This window comes from Frankia sp. CeD (genome assembly GCF_000732115.1).
In the GTDB taxonomy this organism is placed as follows: Bacteria; Actinomycetota; Actinomycetes; order Frankiales; family Frankiaceae; genus Frankia; species Frankia casuarinae.
The window spans coordinates 264,243-283,786 of record NZ_JPGU01000001.1 but is presented as its reverse complement, the minus strand read 5'-3'; the positions used below and the strand labels follow the sequence as shown (position 1 = coordinate 283,786).

Below are 19,544 nucleotides of genomic sequence, written 5' to 3'. Positions count from 1 at the left end.
GCTGACAGACCGCCGGAAGGCGGGCTAGTGGGCGGCAGGCTGATCCCCTCTGCCGGATCCCGGTTCGGCGCCGTTCTGGGGTTGCTGCGGCTGTCCCTGGTTCTGCCCGCTCTGGTCCGTGCCGGGCTGGCCGAGCGGGGTGCCGCCTCCCTGCGGCTGCCCGCCCGTGCCAGGGAAGATCTGCTGACCCAGGTTCTGCAACAGGTCGCCGAGGCCCTGACCGGGTGCCGGCGCTGGCGGGGTGTTCTGCAGACCTCCCTTGATGCCGCGCGCGACGGTCGGATCGGCACCGGGCAACGGGACTACCGGCTGGTTGGCTAGGGCGGCCCGCATCGACTTGCTCCAGATGATCGCGGGCAGGTCGCCGCCGAAGACACGGGGCCAGGTCCGGCCGTCGGCGACGACGCCCCGCAGCGGGTGGCTCTCCGCTCCCATGGGATCGCCGACGGCTACCGCTGCGGTGATCTGCGGGGNAAAGCCGACATACCAGGCGGCCGAGAACTCGTCGGTGGTGCCGGTCTTGCCCGCCGAGGGGCGGTCGATGGCCGCCTTGGTCCCGGTCCCGTGGAGCGGGACGCCGGCGAGCACGCTGGTCACGGTGTCGGCGACACCCTTGGCGAGTACCTGTTCGCACTGCGGCGGCTGGGCGATGTCGATCGGGTCGTGGCTGGAGTCGACGGCCCCGGTGGCGAAGCGGGGCGTGCAGCGCACCCCGCCGCCGGCGATCGTCGCGTAGGCGTCGGCCATCTGCAACGGGGAAACGTACATGTACTGGCCGCCACCGATGGCGGTGGCCCCGTCGGTGGAGCCGATCTTGTCCGCCTTCGGCGGTGTGACGCCCAGGCGTTTGGCCATCTCCAGGACCGCCGNGATGCCGGTCTTCTCCGCGAGCTGCACGTAGAAGGTGTTCACCGAGTCCCAGGTGCCCTTGGGGATGTCGTAGATGCCGGCCTCGGCGGGATCGGAGTTCGAGAAACCCCTGGGGCAGTCGCCCTCACCGCGGTCCAACGGGAACTTCTTGCTCTCGTAGCAGGCCGGGGAGTAGAAGGCCGTCGAGGTGCCGTAGCCCTGTTCGAGCGCGGCGGCGAGCACGAAGGTCTTGAACGTCGACCCGGGCTGGAAGGTGGCGTTGGTCGGCAGCGGCACCACCGTCTGGTTGGCTGCTGTGTTCGAGCCGTACACCCGGTTCACTGCCATGGCGAGGATGTTGCCGGTACCGGGCTGGATGACGACCTCGGTCGCCGACACCCGGTTGCTCGGCGATATGGTCGAGTTGACGGCGTCCTGCGCCGCCTGCTGCACCAGTGGGTCGAGAGTGGTCCTGATGACCAGGCCGCCCTCGTAGATGCGTCGGTTGCGTTCCTCCAGGGTGGAACCGAGCGCCGGGCTCGCCCGCAGCTGGGAGCGCACGTAGTCGCAGAAGAACGGCGCCGACGACGTCTCGCAGGAGTCCGCGGCTGGCGGCGGGGCTTTCACGACGTTCAGCGGCAGCTGCTTCGCCGCCTCCGCCTGGGTGGTAGAGACATACCCCTCGGCGGCCATCTTGTCCAGCACGGTGTTGCGCCGGGCCAGCGCGGCCTCCGGGTGAGCTGCGGGGTTGTACCGGGACGGACTCTGCACGAGCCCGGCTAGCAGCGCCGCCTGTTCGAGGGTGACCTGGGAGATGGGCACCCCGAAGTAGTGCTCGGCGGCGGTGCCGATCCCGTACGCGCCGTCACCGAAATACGCGATGTTGAGGTAGCGCTCCAGGATTTCGTCCTTGGAGAACCGCTTCTCGATGTCCAGGGCGTACCGGAGTTCCTGGATCTTGCGGTCCAGGGAGTCTCCGGCCACGACCTCTCGCTCCCGCGTGGTGCGGGCGTTCTGCAGCAGCACGTTCTTGACGTACTGCTGAGTCAGCGTCGNACCGCCCTGAGCGACTCCGCCGGCCTCGCTGTTGCGCAGCGCGGCGCGGAAGACGCCCTGTGGGTCGACGCCGCCGTGCTTGTAGAAGCGGGCGTCCTCGATCGAGACGATCGCCTCGCGCATGATCTTCGGGATCTCGTTGCCGGGCACGACGATGCGGTTCTCGGCGCCGCGCAACGTGGCAATCACTGATCCGTCGGCGGCCAGAATCGTCGAACTCTGCGGCAACGGAGGCGTGACGAGCTCGCCGGGCAGCCCGAGGAAGTGGTCCGCGCTTTCCTTGGCGAACAGGCCGACCGCACCGACGAACGGCAGGGACAACAACGCGACGACCAGCCCCAGAACGATCGCCGTCAGCCCCATCTTCTTCAGGACCCGACGCCGGTTCACGGGCGGACGGGGGTTGAGCGGCCTACCCGCTCCACCGGCCCCGGCCGCGCCGGCTGCGGCCGGACCGTCGCCCGTGCCGCCGGGGGAGCGACGCGCGGAAGCGCCGTCGTCCGCATAGGTGACGCCGCTCGCCACGTTGCCCGGCCTGGCGGATCGGGATGGCCTGGCGGATCGGGATGGCCTGGCGGATCGGGGCGATGCGGCGGATCGGGGCGGGGCGGGGGCACGTTCCGGCGCGACGGCGCGCGACGGGACACCCGGCCGGGCCGGCTTGCTCGCGCGCGGGGGCGGGGTGGCTTGAGATGGAGTGCTCGACTCCCGTCCGACAGACGTCAACGTCACCCCCTCCGTGGACCGGCGCAAGGGCCGGAGTCTTCCTGGGACCTGTCCAGCATGCGTGAGCCGGCACTTGGTCGCTCACCGGCATCACCGCCTCGAACCCGGTGCGACGTGGCAGCGGGTGCGCGCCGGGTTCGAGGCGGTTGGTGCGGACGGTCTGATTCCTAGGTAACGCTAGACGAGCGTTTCACCGGCGGACCAGCCGCCACGTCCGGTGTGTGCGGTACGCCCCACATTGTTTAGCAGACGTTAAGGAAGTGTGGATCTGATGGTGCGTGTCCCGGCTGGTCCGGGCGGGTGCGGCCGGATGATGGGCTGGCTGCCTGCCGGGGACCGGTGAGGGCGGCGGGGGTTACCGGCCCGGCGGGGGTTGCGGGGCCGTGGGGTAGGGGGGTGGCGGGGATTGGTCTTGGGCCGTCGGGTACTGGGCCGTCGGGTACTGGGCCGTCGGGTACTGGGCCGTCGGGTACGGGGAGAAGACGGGAGAGGGTATCGATCTCGGCCGGTTCGCCGTCAGCCGATGGTAGGCACGCCGGGTTCGCTCGGCCAACACGGCGGACAGGTAGGCCCAGCCCGGCGTGCCGAGCGGCGGCGGTGGTGTCACGACGGCCCGCACCTGCCGGACCAGCCCGCTGCCGAGGCGTTCGAGGGCTTGCGGGGACAGCTCGTGCGCCCGGCCGAGGAACTGGCGGGCACGCAGGGCCAGAGCATCATCCAACCCGGTGAGGTCGAGGGTGGCGGCCCAGCCGACGAGCTGGGGCGGGACGGACGGCGGCGCTCCGCCAGGGCGCGGCACGCTGGCCTGCAGGACGACCGTGCCGGCGAAGACGTCCCCCAGCCGCTTCGCGTGTTTCGACACCAGCATGCTGATCACCGCGGGCAGGCCCAGTAGCAGTCCGGGACGTTCGACGACCGCCCCGACCAGACCCCGGGCGAACGCGTGCCGGAAGTGGATGGGACCTCCGTCGTCGCGGACGACACGCAGCCCCATGGCCATCTTGCCGAGGGTCCGCCCGCGCGTCAGCGTCTCGCAGGTGACCGGATACCCGAGCACGACGCCGACGTAGACCAGCAGGAATACCGCGGCGATCAGGGCGTCGTTGTCGGGCCGCACGATCAGCAGGGCCGCGGCGCCGACCGCGTAGAGGATGTAGAGCTGGATGAGCAGGTCGAGCAGGCCGGCGATCAGACGGGAGCCCAGCCGAGCCACCCGCAGTTCGATGGTGATCGCTTCACCTGTGACGATCGCCTCACCCGTGAGGACACCCGTGCCGGCGAGACCGGCGGATCCCTTTCCCGTGACGACCTGGTTCATCTGGGCCCCCCGGGACCTCGATGGGTATCCGGACATCACCTTATGGCTTACGCCGCCCGGTTCGATCCTCCTCGCCGGGTGGTGCCGCCGACGGCGGTGAGGACGGTTCGGACGCGTGCGGCTCGAGGTCTGGGAGGATCTCGACGGGCTGGGAGGATGAGACCGCCATGGATCTCGATGCGTACGTCGCCGTGCACCGTCCGGAATGGGTCCGGCTTGGTCGGCTCGTCGACAAGGCCGGCCGGCCGCGGCGGATGGCACCGGACGAGCTCGACGAACTGGTCGAGTTGTACCAGCGCACGGCTACCCACCTCTCGGTCATCCGCAGCCGGTCGTACGACACGACCCTGGTCGACGATCTGACGAACCTGGTGGCGCGAGGCCGGGCGGCGGTGGGCGGCGCACCCGACCCCGGCTGGCATGTCGTCGGCCGTTTCTTCGCGGTGACGTTTCCGGTGGCCGTGTACGAACGCCGATGGTGGGCTGTCGCGACGGCGCTCGGTTCCCTGCTCGTCGCGCTGGCCGTCGGTCTGTGGGTCGTGCACGACGCCGAGGTGCAGGCGAACCTGCGTGCGCCGGACGCGGTCGCGGATCTGTGCCGCCACGACTTCGCGTCCTACTACACCGAGAATCCGGCCTCGTCCTTCGCCAGCCAGGTGTGGACGAACAACGCCTGGGTGGCCGCGCAGGCGGTGGTCTCCGGGGTGCTGCTGGGTCTCCCGACCCTGCTGGTCATGTTGCTGAACGCGCTGAATCTCGGCGTCGTCGGCGGATACATGTCCAGCTGTGGGGAGAGCGGGCAGTTCTTCGGCCTGATCCTCCCGCACGGCCTGCTGGAGCTCACGGTCGTGTTCGTCGCGGGCGGGGTCGGGCTGCGTCTCGGTTGGACGATCATTGCGCCGGGTCCGCGCAGGCGGGTGGAGGCCTTGGCCGCCGAGGGGCGCGCGGCGGTGGCCATCACGATGGGGATGGCGCTCGTGCTGGCCGCCTCCGGGCTGATCGAGGCGTTCGTGACCCCGTCGGGGTTGCCCACGGCGATCCGGATCGGGATCGGCGCGGTAGCGTTCGGCGGCTTCATCGCCTACGTCCGGCTGTATGGCGGCCGGGCGGCCGCGGCCGGAGAGACCGGTGACATCGACACCGGACGCGGCGGCGCCGACCTGCTCCCGGTGGCCTGAGCGCGGGTACACCGACTACCCGGCACCATCTCATGGGTGGCGAGCACCATCGGTTTTCAGAACGGGGGCTCCGGCCGTGGTTGAAAGCCACTGCTCGGTGATCCTCCTGAGCTCGCCGCTGGCGGTCAGTTCCGCCAGCGCGGCGTTGACGTTGCGCACCAGCGGATTACCCTTCTCGAACAGCAGGCCGAACTGCTCGGGCTCGCCGGTCGAGGGAAACTGACCGATGATGACGGAATTCTCGATCTCGGTGGCGGTCAGTTTGAACGCGGTGGGCAGGTCGACGACGATCCCGTCGATCGGGCCGTTCTCCAACGCGGTCTCGGCCTCGTTGGTGTCGTTGAAGACGGCCGGCTGCGCTGCCGGTTTCACCTGCTTGTTGATGGCGGTCAGACTCGTCGTGCCGATCGCGGCGCCGAGCTTGGCGTTCTTCAGCCCGGCGAGAGTCGTCACGTGCGCGATACGTGAGGATCTGAGCGCCACGACGGCCTGCGCGACGTCGTAGTAGCCGCTGCTGAAGTCGACTGCCTGCCGCCGTTCCGGCGTGATCGAGATCTCGTTGATGTCGAAGTCGAAGTTCTTCGCGCCGGGTGCGAACGAACTGTTGAACGGCACGTTCATCCAGTGCACCTGCGCCGCGGTGAAACCGAGTTTCGCGGCGACGGCGTAGGCGACTGCGCTCTCGAATCCCTGGCCGCTCTCCGGTCTGCCGTCGGCGAACCACGGCTCATATGCCGGTGAGCCGGTGGCGATGGTCAGCTGGCCGGGCTTGACCAGGTGAAGGGAGGCCGACCCGGTGGTGCCCGACGAGCCCGGGGTCGAACCACCCGACGACGCGCAGGACGCGAGTGCCAGTACCGCCGCGACCACCAGCGCGAGAGCGGCAGGCCGCCGTGGGCGTTGCATGGAAGACCTCCTGAGATGCCCCACCCTCGCGGATGGGCGCCGGAGCGCGGACTCTCGGGTCGCGCCGGCCTCGGGCCGGGCGGTGGGAGGGGCATGGTGTGCCTCGGCCGGCCAAGAACCGCGGAAACCGGCCTCCTGGACAAGGGCGCGACGCGGTCGGTGCGATGTCCCGTGACGCCGCCTTGGCAGCGGCCATCCCCGGACCATGCTGGTCAGAGTACCGTCTACCGCCACGGAACCATCCGGGGACACCGGCCGGCCCGGCCGGCACCTCGCGAAATCACCTTCGATGATTTCGCTGAGATAGTCGTCTAGAGCCGGCCGAGGGATTTCAGGGTGAGGTAGGTGTCGGTGACGGCCGCCGCGTAGCCGCTCGGCGGTGCGTCCACCACCTCGACCCCGCGGCGGCGCAGCGTCTCGGTGAGCTCCCGTCGCCGCAGCAGAGTCTGTTCGGCCGCCGCGGCCGCGTACACCTCACGGACGTCACCTCGGCCGGTCGTCATCTCGTCCACGCGCGGGTCGCGCAGCGCCGCGACCACGACAGTGTGCCGCGCGGCCAGCGTCGGCAGAGCCGGGAGCANCCCCTCCTCGATCACCGCCGGTACCAGGTCGGTGAATAGGACGACCAGGGACCGCCGCGAAGTCCCGCGCAGCACCGTCGACACGATTCCGCCATGATCGGCCTCGATCAGGGCCGGTTCCAGGGTGGCCATCGCGTCGCTCATCCGGGCGAGCAACCCGTGATCGTGCCCGCCTGGCAGGGTGATCCGAGGAACGCTGTCGTGCGCCACGAGACCCACCTGGTCACCCGCGCGTAGCGCCACCGCGGTGAGCAGCAGCGCGGCGTCGAGCGCGTGGTCCAGTCGGGGGGTATCGCCGATTCGCCCGGCCGAGGTCCGACCCGTGTCGAGTACGCAGACGACCCTGCGGTCACGCTCCGGTCGGAAGGTACGGACGACGACGGTCCCGCGCCGGGCGGTNCCCCGCCAGTCGATCAGCCGAACGTCGTCGCCGATCACATAGTCCCGCAGGCTGTCGAACTCGCAGCCGGCGCCCGCGCCGCGGATGGCGACCTCGCCCTCGACCTCCCGCAGCCGCGCGAGAGCGGCCGGCAGATGGCGGCGTGACGTGAACGGCGGCAGCACTCGGACCCGCCATGCGCAGTGATGCCGTCCCTGCCGGCCGGCGAGGCCGAGTGGCCCCAGCGAACGGATCGTGATGCGGAACGGCTCCCGGTCGCCGCGCCGGGTCGGATGCAGCGTCGTCTCCAGGAAGCGCCGCTCCCCCGCCGGAACGGTGACCCGGTGCTCCCGCGGCCGGGACCCCGAGGACGGCGGCCAGGCGTCGCGGATGTGGGCACGCACCGTGCGGGTGCCGCCGTTCGTGACGCCGAGCACCAGCGGAACGGGCTGACCCAGCCGCCCGGCGGTCGGTCCGGAGCGGCTGAACTCCAGCGTGCGGACCCCACCCGCCAGGGCGAGGTCGAGGGCGACCAAGCCCACCACCACCAGGTCGACCAGCACGAGGGTCAGGCCCGGGGCGGGGGACAGGACGACGACCAGCGCCCCGAACAGGGCCAGTGCGACGGTACGGCCGGTGATCGCCACCGTTTCCGCCTACCGGGGCACCGGAACGGTGGCGAGTACCTGTTCGAGCACGACATCGGCCGTCACGCCGTCCAGTTCGGCCTCCGGACGGAGGCTGATCCGGTGCCGCAGGGTTGCCCGGGCCAGCGCCTTGACATCGTCGGGGGTCGCATAGCCGCGTCCCGACAGCCACGCCCAGGCCCGGGCCGTCGCCAGCAGCGCGGTGGCGCCGCGGGGGGACACCCCGAGCTGTACCGACGGTGCCGCGCGGGTCGCCCGGGCCAGATCGACGATGTAGGCCAGCACCTCCGGGTGGACTGCGACGGTGAGCACCGCGGCGCGGGCCGCCGCGAGGTCCGCTGGTCCCGCGACCGGGTGGACCCCCGCGGCGGGCAGGTCGGAGGGGNCGAACCCGTCCGCATGGTGGGCGAGGACACGGACCTCGTCGTCGCGGGGCGGCAGTGGCAGCGTCACCTTCACCAGGAAGCGGTCGAGTTGCGCCTCGGGAAGCGGATAGGTGCCCTCGTGTTCGATCGGGTTCTGGGTGGCGAGGACTGCGAAGGGGGCCGGCAGCGGCCGCGGGACGCCCGCCACACTGACCTGACGCTCCTCCATCACCTCCAGCAGGGCGGCCTGCGTCTTCGGCGGAGTCCGGTTGATCTCGTCGGCCAGCAGGAGGTTGGTGAAGACCGGGCCCTCCCGGAAGGTGAACTCGGAACTGCGGTTGTCGTACACCAGCGAGCCGGTGACGTCGCCGGGCATGAGGTCCGGGGTGAACTGCAGGCGCTTGGTGTCCAGTGCCAACGCGGTCGCGAGCGTGCGGACCAGCAGCGTCTTCGCGACGCCGGGCACCCCCTCGAGCAGTGCGTGTCCCCGGCACAGCAGGGCGATGACGAGCCCGCTGACCGCCGCGTCCTGACCGATCACCGCCTTGGCCACCTCACCGCGCAGCGCGATCAGGGACCGGCGGGCCGTCTGCGCGTCCGGTGGTGCCGGCTGCTCTCCCGGACCCGGCGCCGCGGCGGACGACGATGCGGTCGAGGGCGGGGGGGCTGTCGTCGGCGCGTCGATGCGCGGGGATGTCACCGTATGCCTACCTGTCGATCGAGCTCGTCGAGCGCGTGGGCCAGCGCCAGCAGCGCCGCGTCCTGCGTATCGCGTCGAGGGGCGCCGACGCCGGCCCGGGGAACGCCGGCCCGGGGAACGCCCGCCGCGGCGGTCCGCTCGGATCCGCCGTCGCGATACCGTCCGGCCCCGCCGGATGCCGCCCGCTGTCCGTTCTCGGCCGGGTAGCGGCCTGACTGGTACCAGTCCCTGGCCCGCCCGAGGTGACCGGGCGGTCCGGCGGTCTGCGGCGGCATGCCCGAACCGTACAGGAGCGATCCGATCTCCGAGGGTGACCGTCCCGTCTGCTCGCTGGCAGTGGTCACCAGAGCGACGGGATCGGGGCTCAGGGAACCGGCGGGGGTCCAGATCAGGGGCAGGCCCATCCGTTCGGCCAGCCGGACGCGCGTCCCGGCCCGCAGCGCGTCGGCGGTCCTGTCCCGGGCGTGTGCCGCCGCGTACAGTCGCCCGCGTCCCTCGACCGTCTCGGCCGCCCGGACGACCACCGGAAGGGGCTCCGGCACCGGCGGCCCGAGCCGCCGGCCACGCCACAGCGCCAGCAGCGCCAGGACGACGACGATGTGCAGAAAGGTCCACCAGAAGGCGGACGGCAGCAGATCCATCATGCTTTTCGTGCCGACCCCGCCGGCCCCACCCGCGTCGGGTGTGATCCAGGACAGTACGGGTTGCCGGGCGAGCAGGCCGAGGGCCAGCGCCGCGTTCCCCGTGCGGCCGAGGTGTTCGTTGGTGAGGANCCCCGCCGAGCCGAGCAGTACCAGCCGCCCGCCACCGGCGCGTGGTGAGCCCGATCGGGTGGGGGTCAGCACGGCGAGGCGTGCCTCGCCGTGCGGGTCGCCGTAGCACAACGAGACCGCCATGTCGCCGAGACCGGCTCCGTCGCCCTGGCGGGTGAAGGTCTCGTCGGCGCCGATCGAGGTTGTTCCGGCCGTGGTCGCCTCGGGCAGGAGGCACCGTGGATCACTCTGCTCGCCGCTGGGCGCGGAGCCTGCTGTGACCACCCCGACATTTAGGGCACCGAGCACCGTGGCGTCCGGCGCCACGAGGACGACGTCGGCGCCCTGCCAGACCCGTCCGAGCAGGGCGATCAGCTCGTCATGGGTGAGCCGTCCCGGATGGACGACGACCAGCGTCGCCCTACCGCCCGCCCCGGCTGGACCGACCCCGCCGCCCAGACCACCGGGGTTCGGCCCCTGCTGCCGGCCGCCGGAAGGGTTGTCCGTGGCGGAGACGATGATCCCGCGTGCCCGCAGGATCTCGGCTAGGGCCCGGGTTCCTCCGGGCTCGGCGGAGGCCACGTCCAGGTAGGCCTGGCCGTCGGGCCGCCCGGCCAGCGCCGAGACGACCACGTAACAGAGGACCAGGACGCCGAGGACGGCCACCACGAGGATCCCGCGGCGCACCGCTGGGGGCCTGGGACCGCTGCGCAACGCGCTCGGCGACCCCCGCCCGGACCGGCCGCCGGCCGTCCCGCCGCCACCGAGATGGTCGCCGGTGATCGCCGGGGCGCCGGGGATGGTCATGCCGGGACCGCGAGGGTGCCGGTGCCGCCGGTGCCGCCGGTGCCGTCTGTGCCGTCTGTGCCGTCTGTGCCGTCTGTGCCGCGACGCAGCTGGATCAGGGCGCGGTCGGCCTCGACCAGGACCCGGTAGCCGGCCGCGGACCCCGGGCGCCCGCCGTACCAGATCTCGCTGAAGACCTCGACCGCCGCGGCGAGCGCCGCGGCCGGCTCGAACGCCGTGCCGGGTCCATCGCCCGCCGCGCCCGTCGTCGCGCCCGGCCGGTCCGTTCCGCCCCGGGGTTGCCCGCCGTCGGGGGACGGCGCGATTCTCGCCACCTCCTCGACGAGTTCACCGGCCGTACGGCCGGGGCGCGGATCGAGCACGCCCTTCTCCTCCAGCATCCGCACGATGGCCCGTAGCCGGGACCGAACCGCCTCCGCATAGGCTCCGCCGGCGGCGTGGCCGTCAGCCTCGGCACGCAGCTGCGCCGCGGTTGACGAACTGGACAGGTCGTTATCCTCCCGCCTGGTACGCGCGCTGCGGCGCACCGGGCCGAGCCACCACCGCAGCGCCACCGCCACGACGACGAGTACGAGGACGAGCGCGAGGACCCCGAGACCACCCGACCCTCCGCCGAGGCCGTCTCCGCCGGGGAGCAGCCAGTGGACCAGATCCCCGATCCTGTCGTCGATCCACCGGACCGCCCGGCTCCACCAGCTGGGTTCGGAACTTCTGTAGAGGTGCCTGGAAAGTTCCCGCCGAGCCTCCTCCCGAGCTCCGTCCCGAGTGACAGGACCGCCGAGCGTCATCCGGAGGGCCGCAGGCCGGCGGTGCGGGCGCGGGCCGCCTCGGCGAGGGTCACGTCCAGACCCTCGCGTCTGATCCTGAGGTCGACGTAGAGCAGGACGACGGCTCCGGAGACGATCGGCGTGGAGATCGCGGTGGCGAGCAGACTGCCGATCGCCTGGACGATGTAGCCGGTGACGGTGAGATCACCCCTGATCGGGTCGCCGAACACCGACTCGGAGGAGGCCATCACGATGCTGGCGGCGATGGCGAAGATCGCACCGAGGAACCCCGCCACCAGCATGGCGAGCAGCAGAATACCGAACGTCCGCCACCATGATCCACGCACGATCGCGATCGACCGTCGCAGCGCGTCGCGCACGGTGCCGCCCTCGAGGACGTACGCGGGCGTGGCCAGCGCCAGGTAGACCCCGACGACGATCGCCCCGACCAGCAGCGCGATCAGCCCCAGTACCACCGACAGCGCCACGATGACCGTGAGGCCGAGCAGGCCGGGCAGCCGCGGCGCGACCCGTCGGACCGCGTCGANTGTGGTGATTCGGCTTCCCAGGATCGCCTCGCTCACCACGACGCTGAGCACCCCGGAAAGAAAGAGCCCGAGGATGAGATCGAGACCGAGCATCGCGACGGTGATGGCGGCCCTGGCGCCCGGCGACGCGTCCTCGCCGCTGATCGCGACGGTGGTGGACACCGTCTCCACCACCGCCGCGGCCGCCACCGTCACCCCGACGGTCGCGCCGGGATTCGTGCGGATCGTGGCGAACGTGCCGTCCAGGATCTCGCCCAGAGCGAGGGGGCGCAGCGGGATGATGCCCGGTTTCGGGACGGCNGGGCCCCACCGCCACTGTCCCCACGGGCCCTGCGGGGCGCCGGGCGGCGGGGTGCCGGGCGAGGCCCAACCGGGTCCGTCGGCCATCGGTGTGTCTCCACTCGTCGCGGTCGGTGTCGAGGTTCGGTGTCGAGGTTCGATGTGTCGAGGTAAGGATGCCGTGCTTGTGGTGGGCATGCCGCGGCCACTGTGAGGATTCTGTGCTCTCGGCCAGGATGGATGCTGGCGATGCCGGCGGAATTACGCGGTCTGGCCGGGATGTGCTGGCCGGGACGTGCCGGCCGGGACGTGCCGGCCAGGCCGGCCCCACCTCGGCTGCGGGGCCGGTGGCCGACCGCGTCGCCCGGGATTGTCCACAGCCGCTTCGCGACTGCCGGGGGCGGTATCCACAGATCACCACTCGGGGCTGGTCGGCCCGCGGCCCGCGGCTGATCCTTCCTGTCATGCCTCGAGCCACGTTGTCCCTGCTCACCAGGAATCTTGCGATTCTCGCTGATCTGATCATGCCGCTTGCCTGCGCCGGATGCGGCGACTGGGGGGCGTCGGCGTGCCCGGCGTGTGTCGCCGAGCTTCGTGGTCCCGTGTTCCTCGCCGCCGCGGGCTCCCTGGCCACCCCGTGGCGGCGAGGGCTGCCGCCGTGCCTGGCCGCCGCCCGCTACGCCGACCGGGTCCGGGCGCTCCTTCTCGCCTACAAGGAGCGTGGCCGGCGCGACCTGGCCGGTCCGCTGGGCGGTGCGCTCGCCCGCGCGGTAGCGCGGGCGGTGTCGTCGGGCGCGGTGGGTGCCACCGACGTGCATCCCGGTCGCTGTCCTCGCGGGCGCGGTGTGGTGCTGGTCCCGGTGCCTTCGAACCGCGCCGCGCGGCGTCGGCGTGGTTTCGACCACCTCGAGCTGCTGTGTTCCGTGGCGGCCGCGGTCCTGCGCCGACGCGGGCACCGGGTCGGAATCGCTCCCGTGCTGCGGCCGGTGCGGCACACGGCGGACCAGGCCGGGCTGGGGGCGGCGGCACGGTTCGTCAACCTCACGGGCGCCTTCGGCCTGGTCGGTCCTGCCCGCACGGCCCGGCTGGTGCGGGCCGCCGACGATCTCTCGGACGGACCTCCCGCGGACCCGCGCATCGTCGTGGTCGACGACGTACTGACGACGGGNGCCACGGCGGGTGAGGCGGTACGGGCCCTACGAGCCGGCGCCCTGCGGGCGAGCGCCGTCGCGGTGGTGGCCGCTTCGGGCCCGACGCGCGGACGGGACCGCTTGCTCGCAATGACGGGGCCGTCGGGGTGAAACTACCAGTACGCACCGCCTGACCAGGCAGTCGGCGCAACGGCCGAGTGGCCCGACGGAGCGGGAGTGACCGCTTGTCGGTCGCAGTGCACTCGTCGTGCGGATACCGGGCCGGCGGACGGAGTAGCGCCGCCGCTGAAGGGAAGGGAGCCGAATGCGGGCAGCCAGCCGCAGAACNTTGGGAAGGTGCGACAACCGTAGATAGGGCGCCCGGGGGATCGTCTCGGCCCCGCGGAGACGGTTCCCTCCGGAAGTTCCGAGACACCGGCGCACGGTCGGCAGCCTTGGCGAGGGCCGTGGGCGTCGGACAGGCGAACAGGAGGTGGATCGCGTGGACATCGTGGTCAAGGGCAGGCACACCGCGGTTCCGGAACGGTTCCGCAATCATGTCCAGGCCAAGCTCGCCAAGTTGGAACGGCTGAATTCCAACATCATCCGGGTGGATGTCGAGCTGTCGAAGGAACGCAACCCCCGGCTGTCCGACGTCTGCGACCGGGTCGAGCTGACCGTGTACTCACGGGGTCCGGTGATCCGGGCCGAGGCCGCCGCGGCCGACTGCTACGCCGCCCTCGACCTGGCCGCCGGCAAACTGGCCGAGCGGCTGCGCCGGGCCGCCGACCGGCGGGTCCGCCACCACGCCAACCACGCTGGAGCCAAGCCGACCGGGATCACCTCGGTTCCGCTCGGCAGTCTCATGCCGTTGGAGGGCACGAAGCCGGCGGCTGCCCTACCGACCGGTGCCGAGGAGGCCGGTGCCGCCGGAAGGAGCGGCAGCGGCGGATCCAGGCCGGTCGTCGCCGCCCCGGCCGACGAATCCACCGCCAGGATCGGTGCGGGCGAGCAGAGCGAGCAGGCTCCGCTGATCGTCCGGGAGAAGACCCACGAGGCGGAGCCGATGTCGCTGGAGGAGGCCCTGTCCAACATGGAACTGGTGGGGCATGATTTCTATCTCTTCCTCGACGTCGATCTTGGCCTCCCCAGCGTCGTCTACCGGCGGGNCGGNTACGACTACGGTGTCATCCGGTTGTCCGGTTCGGCGGCGGCCGGCAGGTCGGGGCCGGCGGGCGCCGATCAGCGGGACGAGCGGCCGTCGCCAACCCGAGGCGCCTTCGTGAGCTCGGCCGCCGCCGTTTAGACGATCTGAAGGCCGCGTCCGCCGGCCGACGTGCGACCATTTGCCTCGGGTGTCGGAGTACACGGCGCACCGCCCCGCGTGGAGGCACGCGGGGCGGTGCGCCGCGGGCAGTGGTCCAGGGAGGTCAGATGACGGTGGAGGAGCAGCGCTCTGAGGAGATGCTGCCGACGCCATCGGAGGCGAACCCCATCCGGGTGCTGATCGTTGACGACCATGCGCTGTTCCGGCGTGGGCTGGAGATGGTGCTGGGGCAGGAGGTTGACATCGAGGTCGTCGGGGAGGCCGCGGACGGTGCCGAGGCGGTGACCATGGCTAAGGAGATGGCGCCGGACATCGTGCTCATGGATGTGCGGATGCCGCGCCGTGGCGGGATCGACGCCACGAGCGCCATCAAGGAGGCTGTCCCGAGCGCCAAGATCGTCATGCTGACCATCAGCGACGAGGAGGCCGACCTCTATGACGCGATTAAGGCGGGGGCCATGGGCTACCTGCTGAAGGAGATCTCTATCGACGAGGTCGCCGCGGACATCCGCGCCGTGTACGGGGGGCAGAGCCTCATCAGCCCGTCCATGGCGTCGAAGCTGCTCAGCGAGTTCGCAGCCATGATTAAGAACAAGGATGACCGTCCGCAGCTCCCTACCCCCCGGCTGACCGACCGGGAGATGGAGGTGCTGCGGCTCGTCGCCAAGGGCATGAACAACCGTGACATCGCCAAGCAGCTCTACATCAGTGAGAACACGGTCAAGAACCACATCCGCAACATCCTGGAGAAGCTCCAGCTGCACTCCAGGATGGAGGCGGTCGTGTACGCGGTCCGGGAGAAGCTGCTCGAGATCACCTGAGGCCCGGTCGGGGGGGCGTCACCGCGGCGCGGGATCGTCCGGTAGGAGCGATCCCACCCAGCAGTCCCTCCGGTTACCGTCGCCCAGCAGCAGGGCCCGGCGCAGGGTNCCCNCCACGGTGAAGCCGNCCTTCTCGNCCNCGCGGCGAGACGCGNGGTTNCCCNCCGCGGCCCGCCACTCGATCCGGGCCAGCCCCAGAGCTCCGAAACCCCAGCGGGTCAGCGCGGCAACGGCCTGGGAGGTCACTGCCCGCCCGCGCGCCGGCGCCGCGCACCAGTAACCAATCTTCGCGTCGCCGTCGCCGGAGAGATCCGTCAGTCCGACNGAGGCAAGGAGTTGCTCGGTCGTGGCATCCACCACCGCGAACAGCGCCCCGGTCCCGCTGGCCCAGCTCTGCGGCGACTGGCGTGAGACAAAGTCCACCGCGTGTTGGTACAGATACGGCGTCGGGACTCTCGTCCACCGGCTTATCTCCGGGTCCTGGCAGGCCAGGTGTACGGCGTCGGCGTCCCGGGGGTGCCAGGGGCGCAGATGCAGACGGCCCGCCGTGATCTCCGCCGGTTCGAGAGGTGCCATGCTCCAACCTTGCACCGGCCGCCACCGTTGCCGCCGATCCAGGGCACCCATCCGCGCTCCCGGTCGTTGGACAGTGCGGCGTGGCATGGGCGGACCATGCACGCCGTGTTGTCATCCCGTTCTGGTCGTTCCCGTCCGTACGACCCCTGGCCTCGCTCGCCGGCACCCCTTCCCGTCGCCCGCTCCTCACCGGTCCCAGCCGGAGGAACCGCGCGCGGATGGATGTTGTAGGCGGCTGTCGAAGGGCTAGCATCGTGGGGTCGGTGACCTCGCCGACGCGCCTGCCGGAGGAGTTTCGCCCGTGGTACTAGACAAGATCTTGCGTGCCGGCGAGGGCCGGATCCTGCGCAAGCTCAAGGCGATCGCCGAGCAGGTGAACCTGATCGAGGACGACTTCACCGGCCTGTCCGACGGTGAACTGCGAGGCATGACCGACGAGTTCNGCCAGCGGCTCGCGGACGGGAAGGAGACCCTCGACGACCTGCTGCCCGAGGCCTTCGCCGCCGTGCGCGAGGCGGCGCGGCGCACGCTGGGCCAGCGGCATTTCGATGTGCAGATCATGGGGGGCGCGGCCCTTCATCTCGGCAACATCGCCGAGATGAAGACCGGTGAGGGCAAGACGCTGGTCTCGACCCTGCCGACCTACCTCAACGCGCTGGCCGGTAAGGGTGTGCACGTCATCACCGTCAACGACTACCTCGCCCAGCGCGACGCCGAGAACATGGGCCGGGTCCATCGTTTCCTCGGCCTCACCGTGGGGGTGATCCATCCGCAGATGCCGCCGCCGGTCCGGCGGGCCCAGTACGCCTGCGACATCACCTACGGCACCAACAACGAGTTCGGGTTCGACTACCTCCGTGACAACATGGCCTGGAGTTCGGAGGAGCTCGTCCAGCGTGGCCACAACTTCGCGGTCGTCGACGAGGTGGACTCCATCCTCATCGACGAGGCCCGCACGCCGTTGATCATCAGCGGTCCAGCGGATCATCCGACCAGGTGGTACACGGAGTTTGCCCGGATCGCCCCGCTGCTCGAACGCGATGTCGATTACGAGGTCGAAGAGGGCAAGCGGACGGTGGCCATCACCGAGTCCGGGGTTGAGAAGGTCGAGGACCAGCTCGGCATCGAGAACCTCTANGAATCGGTGAATACCCCGCTCGTGGGCTACCTGAACAATTCGCTGAAGGCCAAGGAGCTCTACAAGCGGGACAAGGACTACATCGTTACCGACGGTGAGGTTCTCATCGTCGACGAGTTCACCGGCCGCGTGCTCCACGGTCGTCGCTACAGCGAGGGAATGCACCAGGCGATCGAGGCCAAGGAAAAGGTCGAGATCAAGCAGGAGAACCAGACCCTCGCGACGATCACGCTGCAGAACTACTTCCGGCTCTACGACAAGCTCTCCGGCATGNCCGGTACCGCCATGACCGAGGCGGCCGAGTTCCACCAGATCTACTCGCTCGGGGTCGTCCCCATCCCGACGAACAAGCCGATGGTCCGGCTCGACCAGCCGGACGTCGTCTACAAGACCGAGATCGCGAAGTTCGACGCCGTGGTGGAGGACATCGCCGAGCGGCACGAGAAGGGCCAACCGGTCCTGGTCGGCACCACCAGCGTCGAGAAGTCCGAGTACCTCTCGAAGCAGCTTCGCAAGCGTGGTGTGCCGCACGAGGTGCTCAACGCCAAGCACCACGAGCGGGAGGCGGCCATCATCGCCGAGGCGGGCCGCAAGGGCGCCGTCACGGTGGCGACGAACATGGCCGGTCGTGGTACGGACATCATGCTCGGCGGTAACCCGGAGTTCATTGCCCAGGCCGAGCTGCGCCAGCGCGGCCTCTCGCCGATCGAGACCCCCGAGGACTATGAGGTGGCCTGGCAGGAGGCCCTGGAGAAGGCCAGGCAGTCGGTGAAGGCCGAGCACGAGGAGGTCGTCGACGCCGGCGGCCTGTACGTGCTCGGCACCGAGCGGCACGAGTCCCGGCGCATCGACAACCAGCTGCGTGGCCGGGCCGGCCGGCAGGGCGACCGCGGTGAGTCGCGCTTCTACCTCTCCCTCGGTGACGATCTCATGCGGTTGTTCAACGCGGCCGCGGTCGAGGGCATCATGGATCGGCTGAACATCCCCGAGGACGTCCCGATCGAATCGAAGATCGTGACTCGGGCGATCCGGTCGGCCCAGACCCAGGTCGAGGGGCAGAACTTCGAGATCCGCAAGAACGTCCTCAAGTACGACGAGGTCATGAACAAGCAGCGCACCGTGATCTATGAGGAGCGCCGCAAGGTTCTCGGCGGTGCCGATCTCCACGAGCAGGTGCGTCACTTCGTTGACGACACCGTCGAGGGATACGTGCGCGGCGCCACCGCCGACGGGTACCCGGAGGAGTGGGATCTCGACACNCTCTGGACGGCGCTCGGGCAGCTCTACCCGGTCGGTGTGGTGGCACCCGATGTCGATGATCGAGACGGGCTCACTGCCGATCACCTGCTCGAGGACATCCAGGTCGACGCGCAGGAGGCGTACGACCGGCGGGAACTCGACCTCGGCGACGGCCCCGACAGCGAACCGATCATGCGGGAGCTGGAGCGACGGGTCGTCCTCGCGGTCTTGGACCGCAAGTGGCGCGAGCACCTCTACGAGATGGACTACCTGCAGGAGGGCATCGGGCTGCGGGCGATGGGACAGCGGGACCCGCTGGTCGAGTACCAGCGTGAGGGTTTCGACATGTTCCAGACGATGATGGAGGGCATCAAGGAGGAGTCCGTCCGGCTGCTGTTCAACGTCGAGGTCCAGGTTGCGGGGCAGGAGGAGGCCGCCACGTCGGTGGGCGTCGAGCCGGCCGTGTCCGCTGCTCCCGCACCGCCGGCCGCAGCCGCGACCCTGCCCGCTCCGGCGGTGCCGACGATTCCGGACGGCGCCGGTCCCGTCGCGGACGCGCAGCCCGTTCGCCCCGCGGCGGCCCGTCAGACTCCGCCACCCCCTTCACCGGTTCCGTCCGCACCGCTGCCGGTCTTCGTCAAGGGGCTCGAGCCGCGGCGGCCGACCGGTGGCCTGCGCTACACCGCGCCGTCGGTCGACGGTGGATCCGGGCCGGTCACGACGGTGGATGGCAGGTCGGGACTGGGCCGCCCGGCTGGAGACGGTGCGCTCAGCGCCGCCCGCGGCGAGGCCGGCACGGCGCAGCCCGGTGCGGGCACGCGTCCCGCTCGCAATGCGCCCTGCCCGTGTGGGTCGGGCCGCAAGTACAAGCGCTGCCACGGCGACCCGGCGCGCCGCAACACCGAGTGATCCATCTCCGGGACCGGTGGCCGCACTAACCCNCCTGCAGGGTCGTCNCCCGCCAGCGTCCGCTGGACGACTCCATGCGCAGCGCGAGTGCGGCCNCCCGGGCACCTCGGCTGATGACCGCCGAGACCTCGGCGACTCCGGGGCGCGGTTCGCTGACCCGTACGCTGCGGACCTGACCCCGCCTGCGATCCGTGGTCTGGGCGACGATGCGTTCGAGATCGTTCTGCAGGNGGGGCGTCGTCCATCCGGCGAGATGCGAGGCCGGGCGCNCCCCNCCGAGCGTCTCGACGATCGCTCTGACGATGACCACCGCCGTTTCCCGGGGCGGTGGGTTCGTCCGGCTCCCGGCGGGGTGTCCCGGCCGCGGACCGGCTACCGGATCGAGACCCGGCACCGCGTGTGACGCCGCTGATCCCATGCCTGTGCCCGTGACCGTGCGCTCGGGCATGGCGAGGTGCCGAGGAGTCCGATCGACCGTCGTGCCACCGGGCTCGGTCTGGCCGTCCGCACCGCCACGGCCGCGTGGCGGCCCGCCGGGTCCCGACG

General features: G+C 71.0%; 15 protein-coding genes. 5 read left to right on the top strand and 10 right to left on the bottom strand.

All coding sequences use genetic code 11. The features are described 5' to 3' along the window. Nucleotides 1-24: 24 nt before the first annotated feature. Together CED_RS01095 and CED_RS01090 are read right to left on the bottom strand one after the other, a co-directional pair. Entirely contained in the window at nucleotides 25-2,268 is a 2,244-nt protein-coding gene (locus CED_RS01095) for a transglycosylase domain-containing protein (protein WP_235186847.1), read from the bottom strand. Between the two features lie 718 nt (nucleotides 2,269-2,986). Then, nucleotides 2,987-3,949: an RDD family protein gene (locus CED_RS01090; RefSeq protein WP_035908201.1), complete on the bottom strand. Its 963-nt coding sequence runs from the start codon at nucleotides 3,947-3,949 to the stop codon at nucleotides 2,987-2,989. A 167-nt stretch (nucleotides 3,950-4,116) separates the two neighbouring features. On the opposite strand from CED_RS01090, the gene CED_RS01085 reads away from it, so the two are divergent. Next, a complete protein-coding gene (locus CED_RS01085) occupies nucleotides 4,117-5,127 on the top strand; it encodes a stage II sporulation protein M (protein ID WP_011435209.1) in 1,011 nt (336 codons plus the stop codon). Between the two features lie 30 nt (nucleotides 5,128-5,157). Here CED_RS01085 and CED_RS01080 read toward each other — a convergent pair whose 3' ends face one another. The 6 genes from CED_RS01080 to CED_RS01055 form a co-directional block, all read right to left on the bottom strand. Then, the gene (locus CED_RS01080; protein WP_011435210.1) at nucleotides 5,158-6,033 is read right to left on the bottom strand and encodes an ABC transporter substrate-binding protein; all 876 of its coding nucleotides are present in this window, start codon (nucleotides 6,031-6,033) and stop codon (nucleotides 5,158-5,160) included. A 311-nt stretch (nucleotides 6,034-6,344) separates the two neighbouring features. Beyond that, nucleotides 6,345-7,640, bottom strand: coding sequence for a DUF58 domain-containing protein (locus CED_RS01075; RefSeq protein WP_035908200.1), 1,296 nt, complete (start codon nucleotides 7,638-7,640; stop codon nucleotides 6,345-6,347). A gap of 9 nt (nucleotides 7,641-7,649) precedes the next feature. Further along, complete coding sequence (locus CED_RS01070) at nucleotides 7,650-8,705, bottom strand: MoxR family ATPase (protein ID WP_035908199.1); 1,056 nt, start codon at nucleotides 8,703-8,705, stop codon at nucleotides 7,650-7,652. After that, entirely contained in the window at nucleotides 8,702-10,264 is a 1,563-nt protein-coding gene (locus tag CED_RS01065) for a DUF4350 domain-containing protein (protein WP_235186839.1), read from the bottom strand. Before CED_RS01065 ends, CED_RS01070 begins: the two co-directional genes overlap by 4 nt. Then, a complete protein-coding gene (locus CED_RS01060; protein ID WP_035908198.1) occupies nucleotides 10,261-11,052 on the bottom strand; it encodes a DUF4129 domain-containing protein in 792 nt (263 codons plus the stop codon). The genes CED_RS01065 and CED_RS01060 overlap by 4 nt, the downstream gene beginning before the upstream one ends. After that, on the bottom strand, nucleotides 11,049-11,966 hold the full coding sequence (locus CED_RS01055; RefSeq protein ID WP_235186838.1) for a hypothetical protein: 918 nt from the start codon (nucleotides 11,964-11,966) through the stop codon (nucleotides 11,049-11,051). The genes CED_RS01060 and CED_RS01055 overlap by 4 nt, the downstream gene beginning before the upstream one ends. 356 nt (nucleotides 11,967-12,322) lie before the next feature. Between CED_RS01055 and CED_RS01050 the strand changes: the two genes are divergently transcribed. From CED_RS01050 to CED_RS01040, 3 genes are all read left to right on the top strand, one after another. Next, nucleotides 12,323-13,159 (top strand): ComF family protein, encoded by an 837-nt coding sequence (locus CED_RS01050; protein WP_011435216.1) that lies wholly within the window; start codon nucleotides 12,323-12,325, stop codon nucleotides 13,157-13,159. Nucleotides 13,160-13,490: 331 nt separating this feature from the next. Further along, the gene (hpf, locus tag CED_RS01045; RefSeq protein WP_035908195.1) at nucleotides 13,491-14,294 is read left to right on the top strand and encodes a ribosome hibernation-promoting factor, HPF/YfiA family; all 804 of its coding nucleotides are present in this window, start codon (nucleotides 13,491-13,493) and stop codon (nucleotides 14,292-14,294) included. A 128-nt stretch (nucleotides 14,295-14,422) separates the two neighbouring features. Further along, nucleotides 14,423-15,136: a response regulator transcription factor gene (locus tag CED_RS01040; protein ID WP_011435218.1), complete on the top strand. Its 714-nt coding sequence runs from the start codon at nucleotides 14,423-14,425 to the stop codon at nucleotides 15,134-15,136. An 18-nt stretch (nucleotides 15,137-15,154) separates the two neighbouring features. On the opposite strand, the gene CED_RS01035 is transcribed toward CED_RS01040, so the two are convergent. Further along, on the bottom strand, nucleotides 15,155-15,712 hold the full coding sequence (locus CED_RS01035; RefSeq protein ID WP_035908194.1) for a GNAT family N-acetyltransferase: 558 nt from the start codon (nucleotides 15,710-15,712) through the stop codon (nucleotides 15,155-15,157). 301 nt (nucleotides 15,713-16,013) lie between these two features. On the opposite strand from CED_RS01035, the gene secA reads away from it, so the two are divergent. Then, nucleotides 16,014-18,998 carry a preprotein translocase subunit SecA gene (secA, locus tag CED_RS01030; protein ID WP_035908193.1) on the top strand — a complete coding sequence of 995 codons (2,985 nt, stop codon included), beginning with the start codon at nucleotides 16,014-16,016 and terminating at the stop codon, nucleotides 18,996-18,998. A 25-nt stretch (nucleotides 18,999-19,023) separates the two neighbouring features. On the opposite strand, the gene CED_RS25955 is transcribed toward secA, so the two are convergent. Then, on the bottom strand, nucleotides 19,024-19,416 hold the full coding sequence (locus CED_RS25955; protein WP_369807761.1) for an Rv3235 family protein: 393 nt from the start codon (nucleotides 19,414-19,416) through the stop codon (nucleotides 19,024-19,026). Between the last annotated feature and the right edge of the window lie 128 nt (nucleotides 19,417-19,544).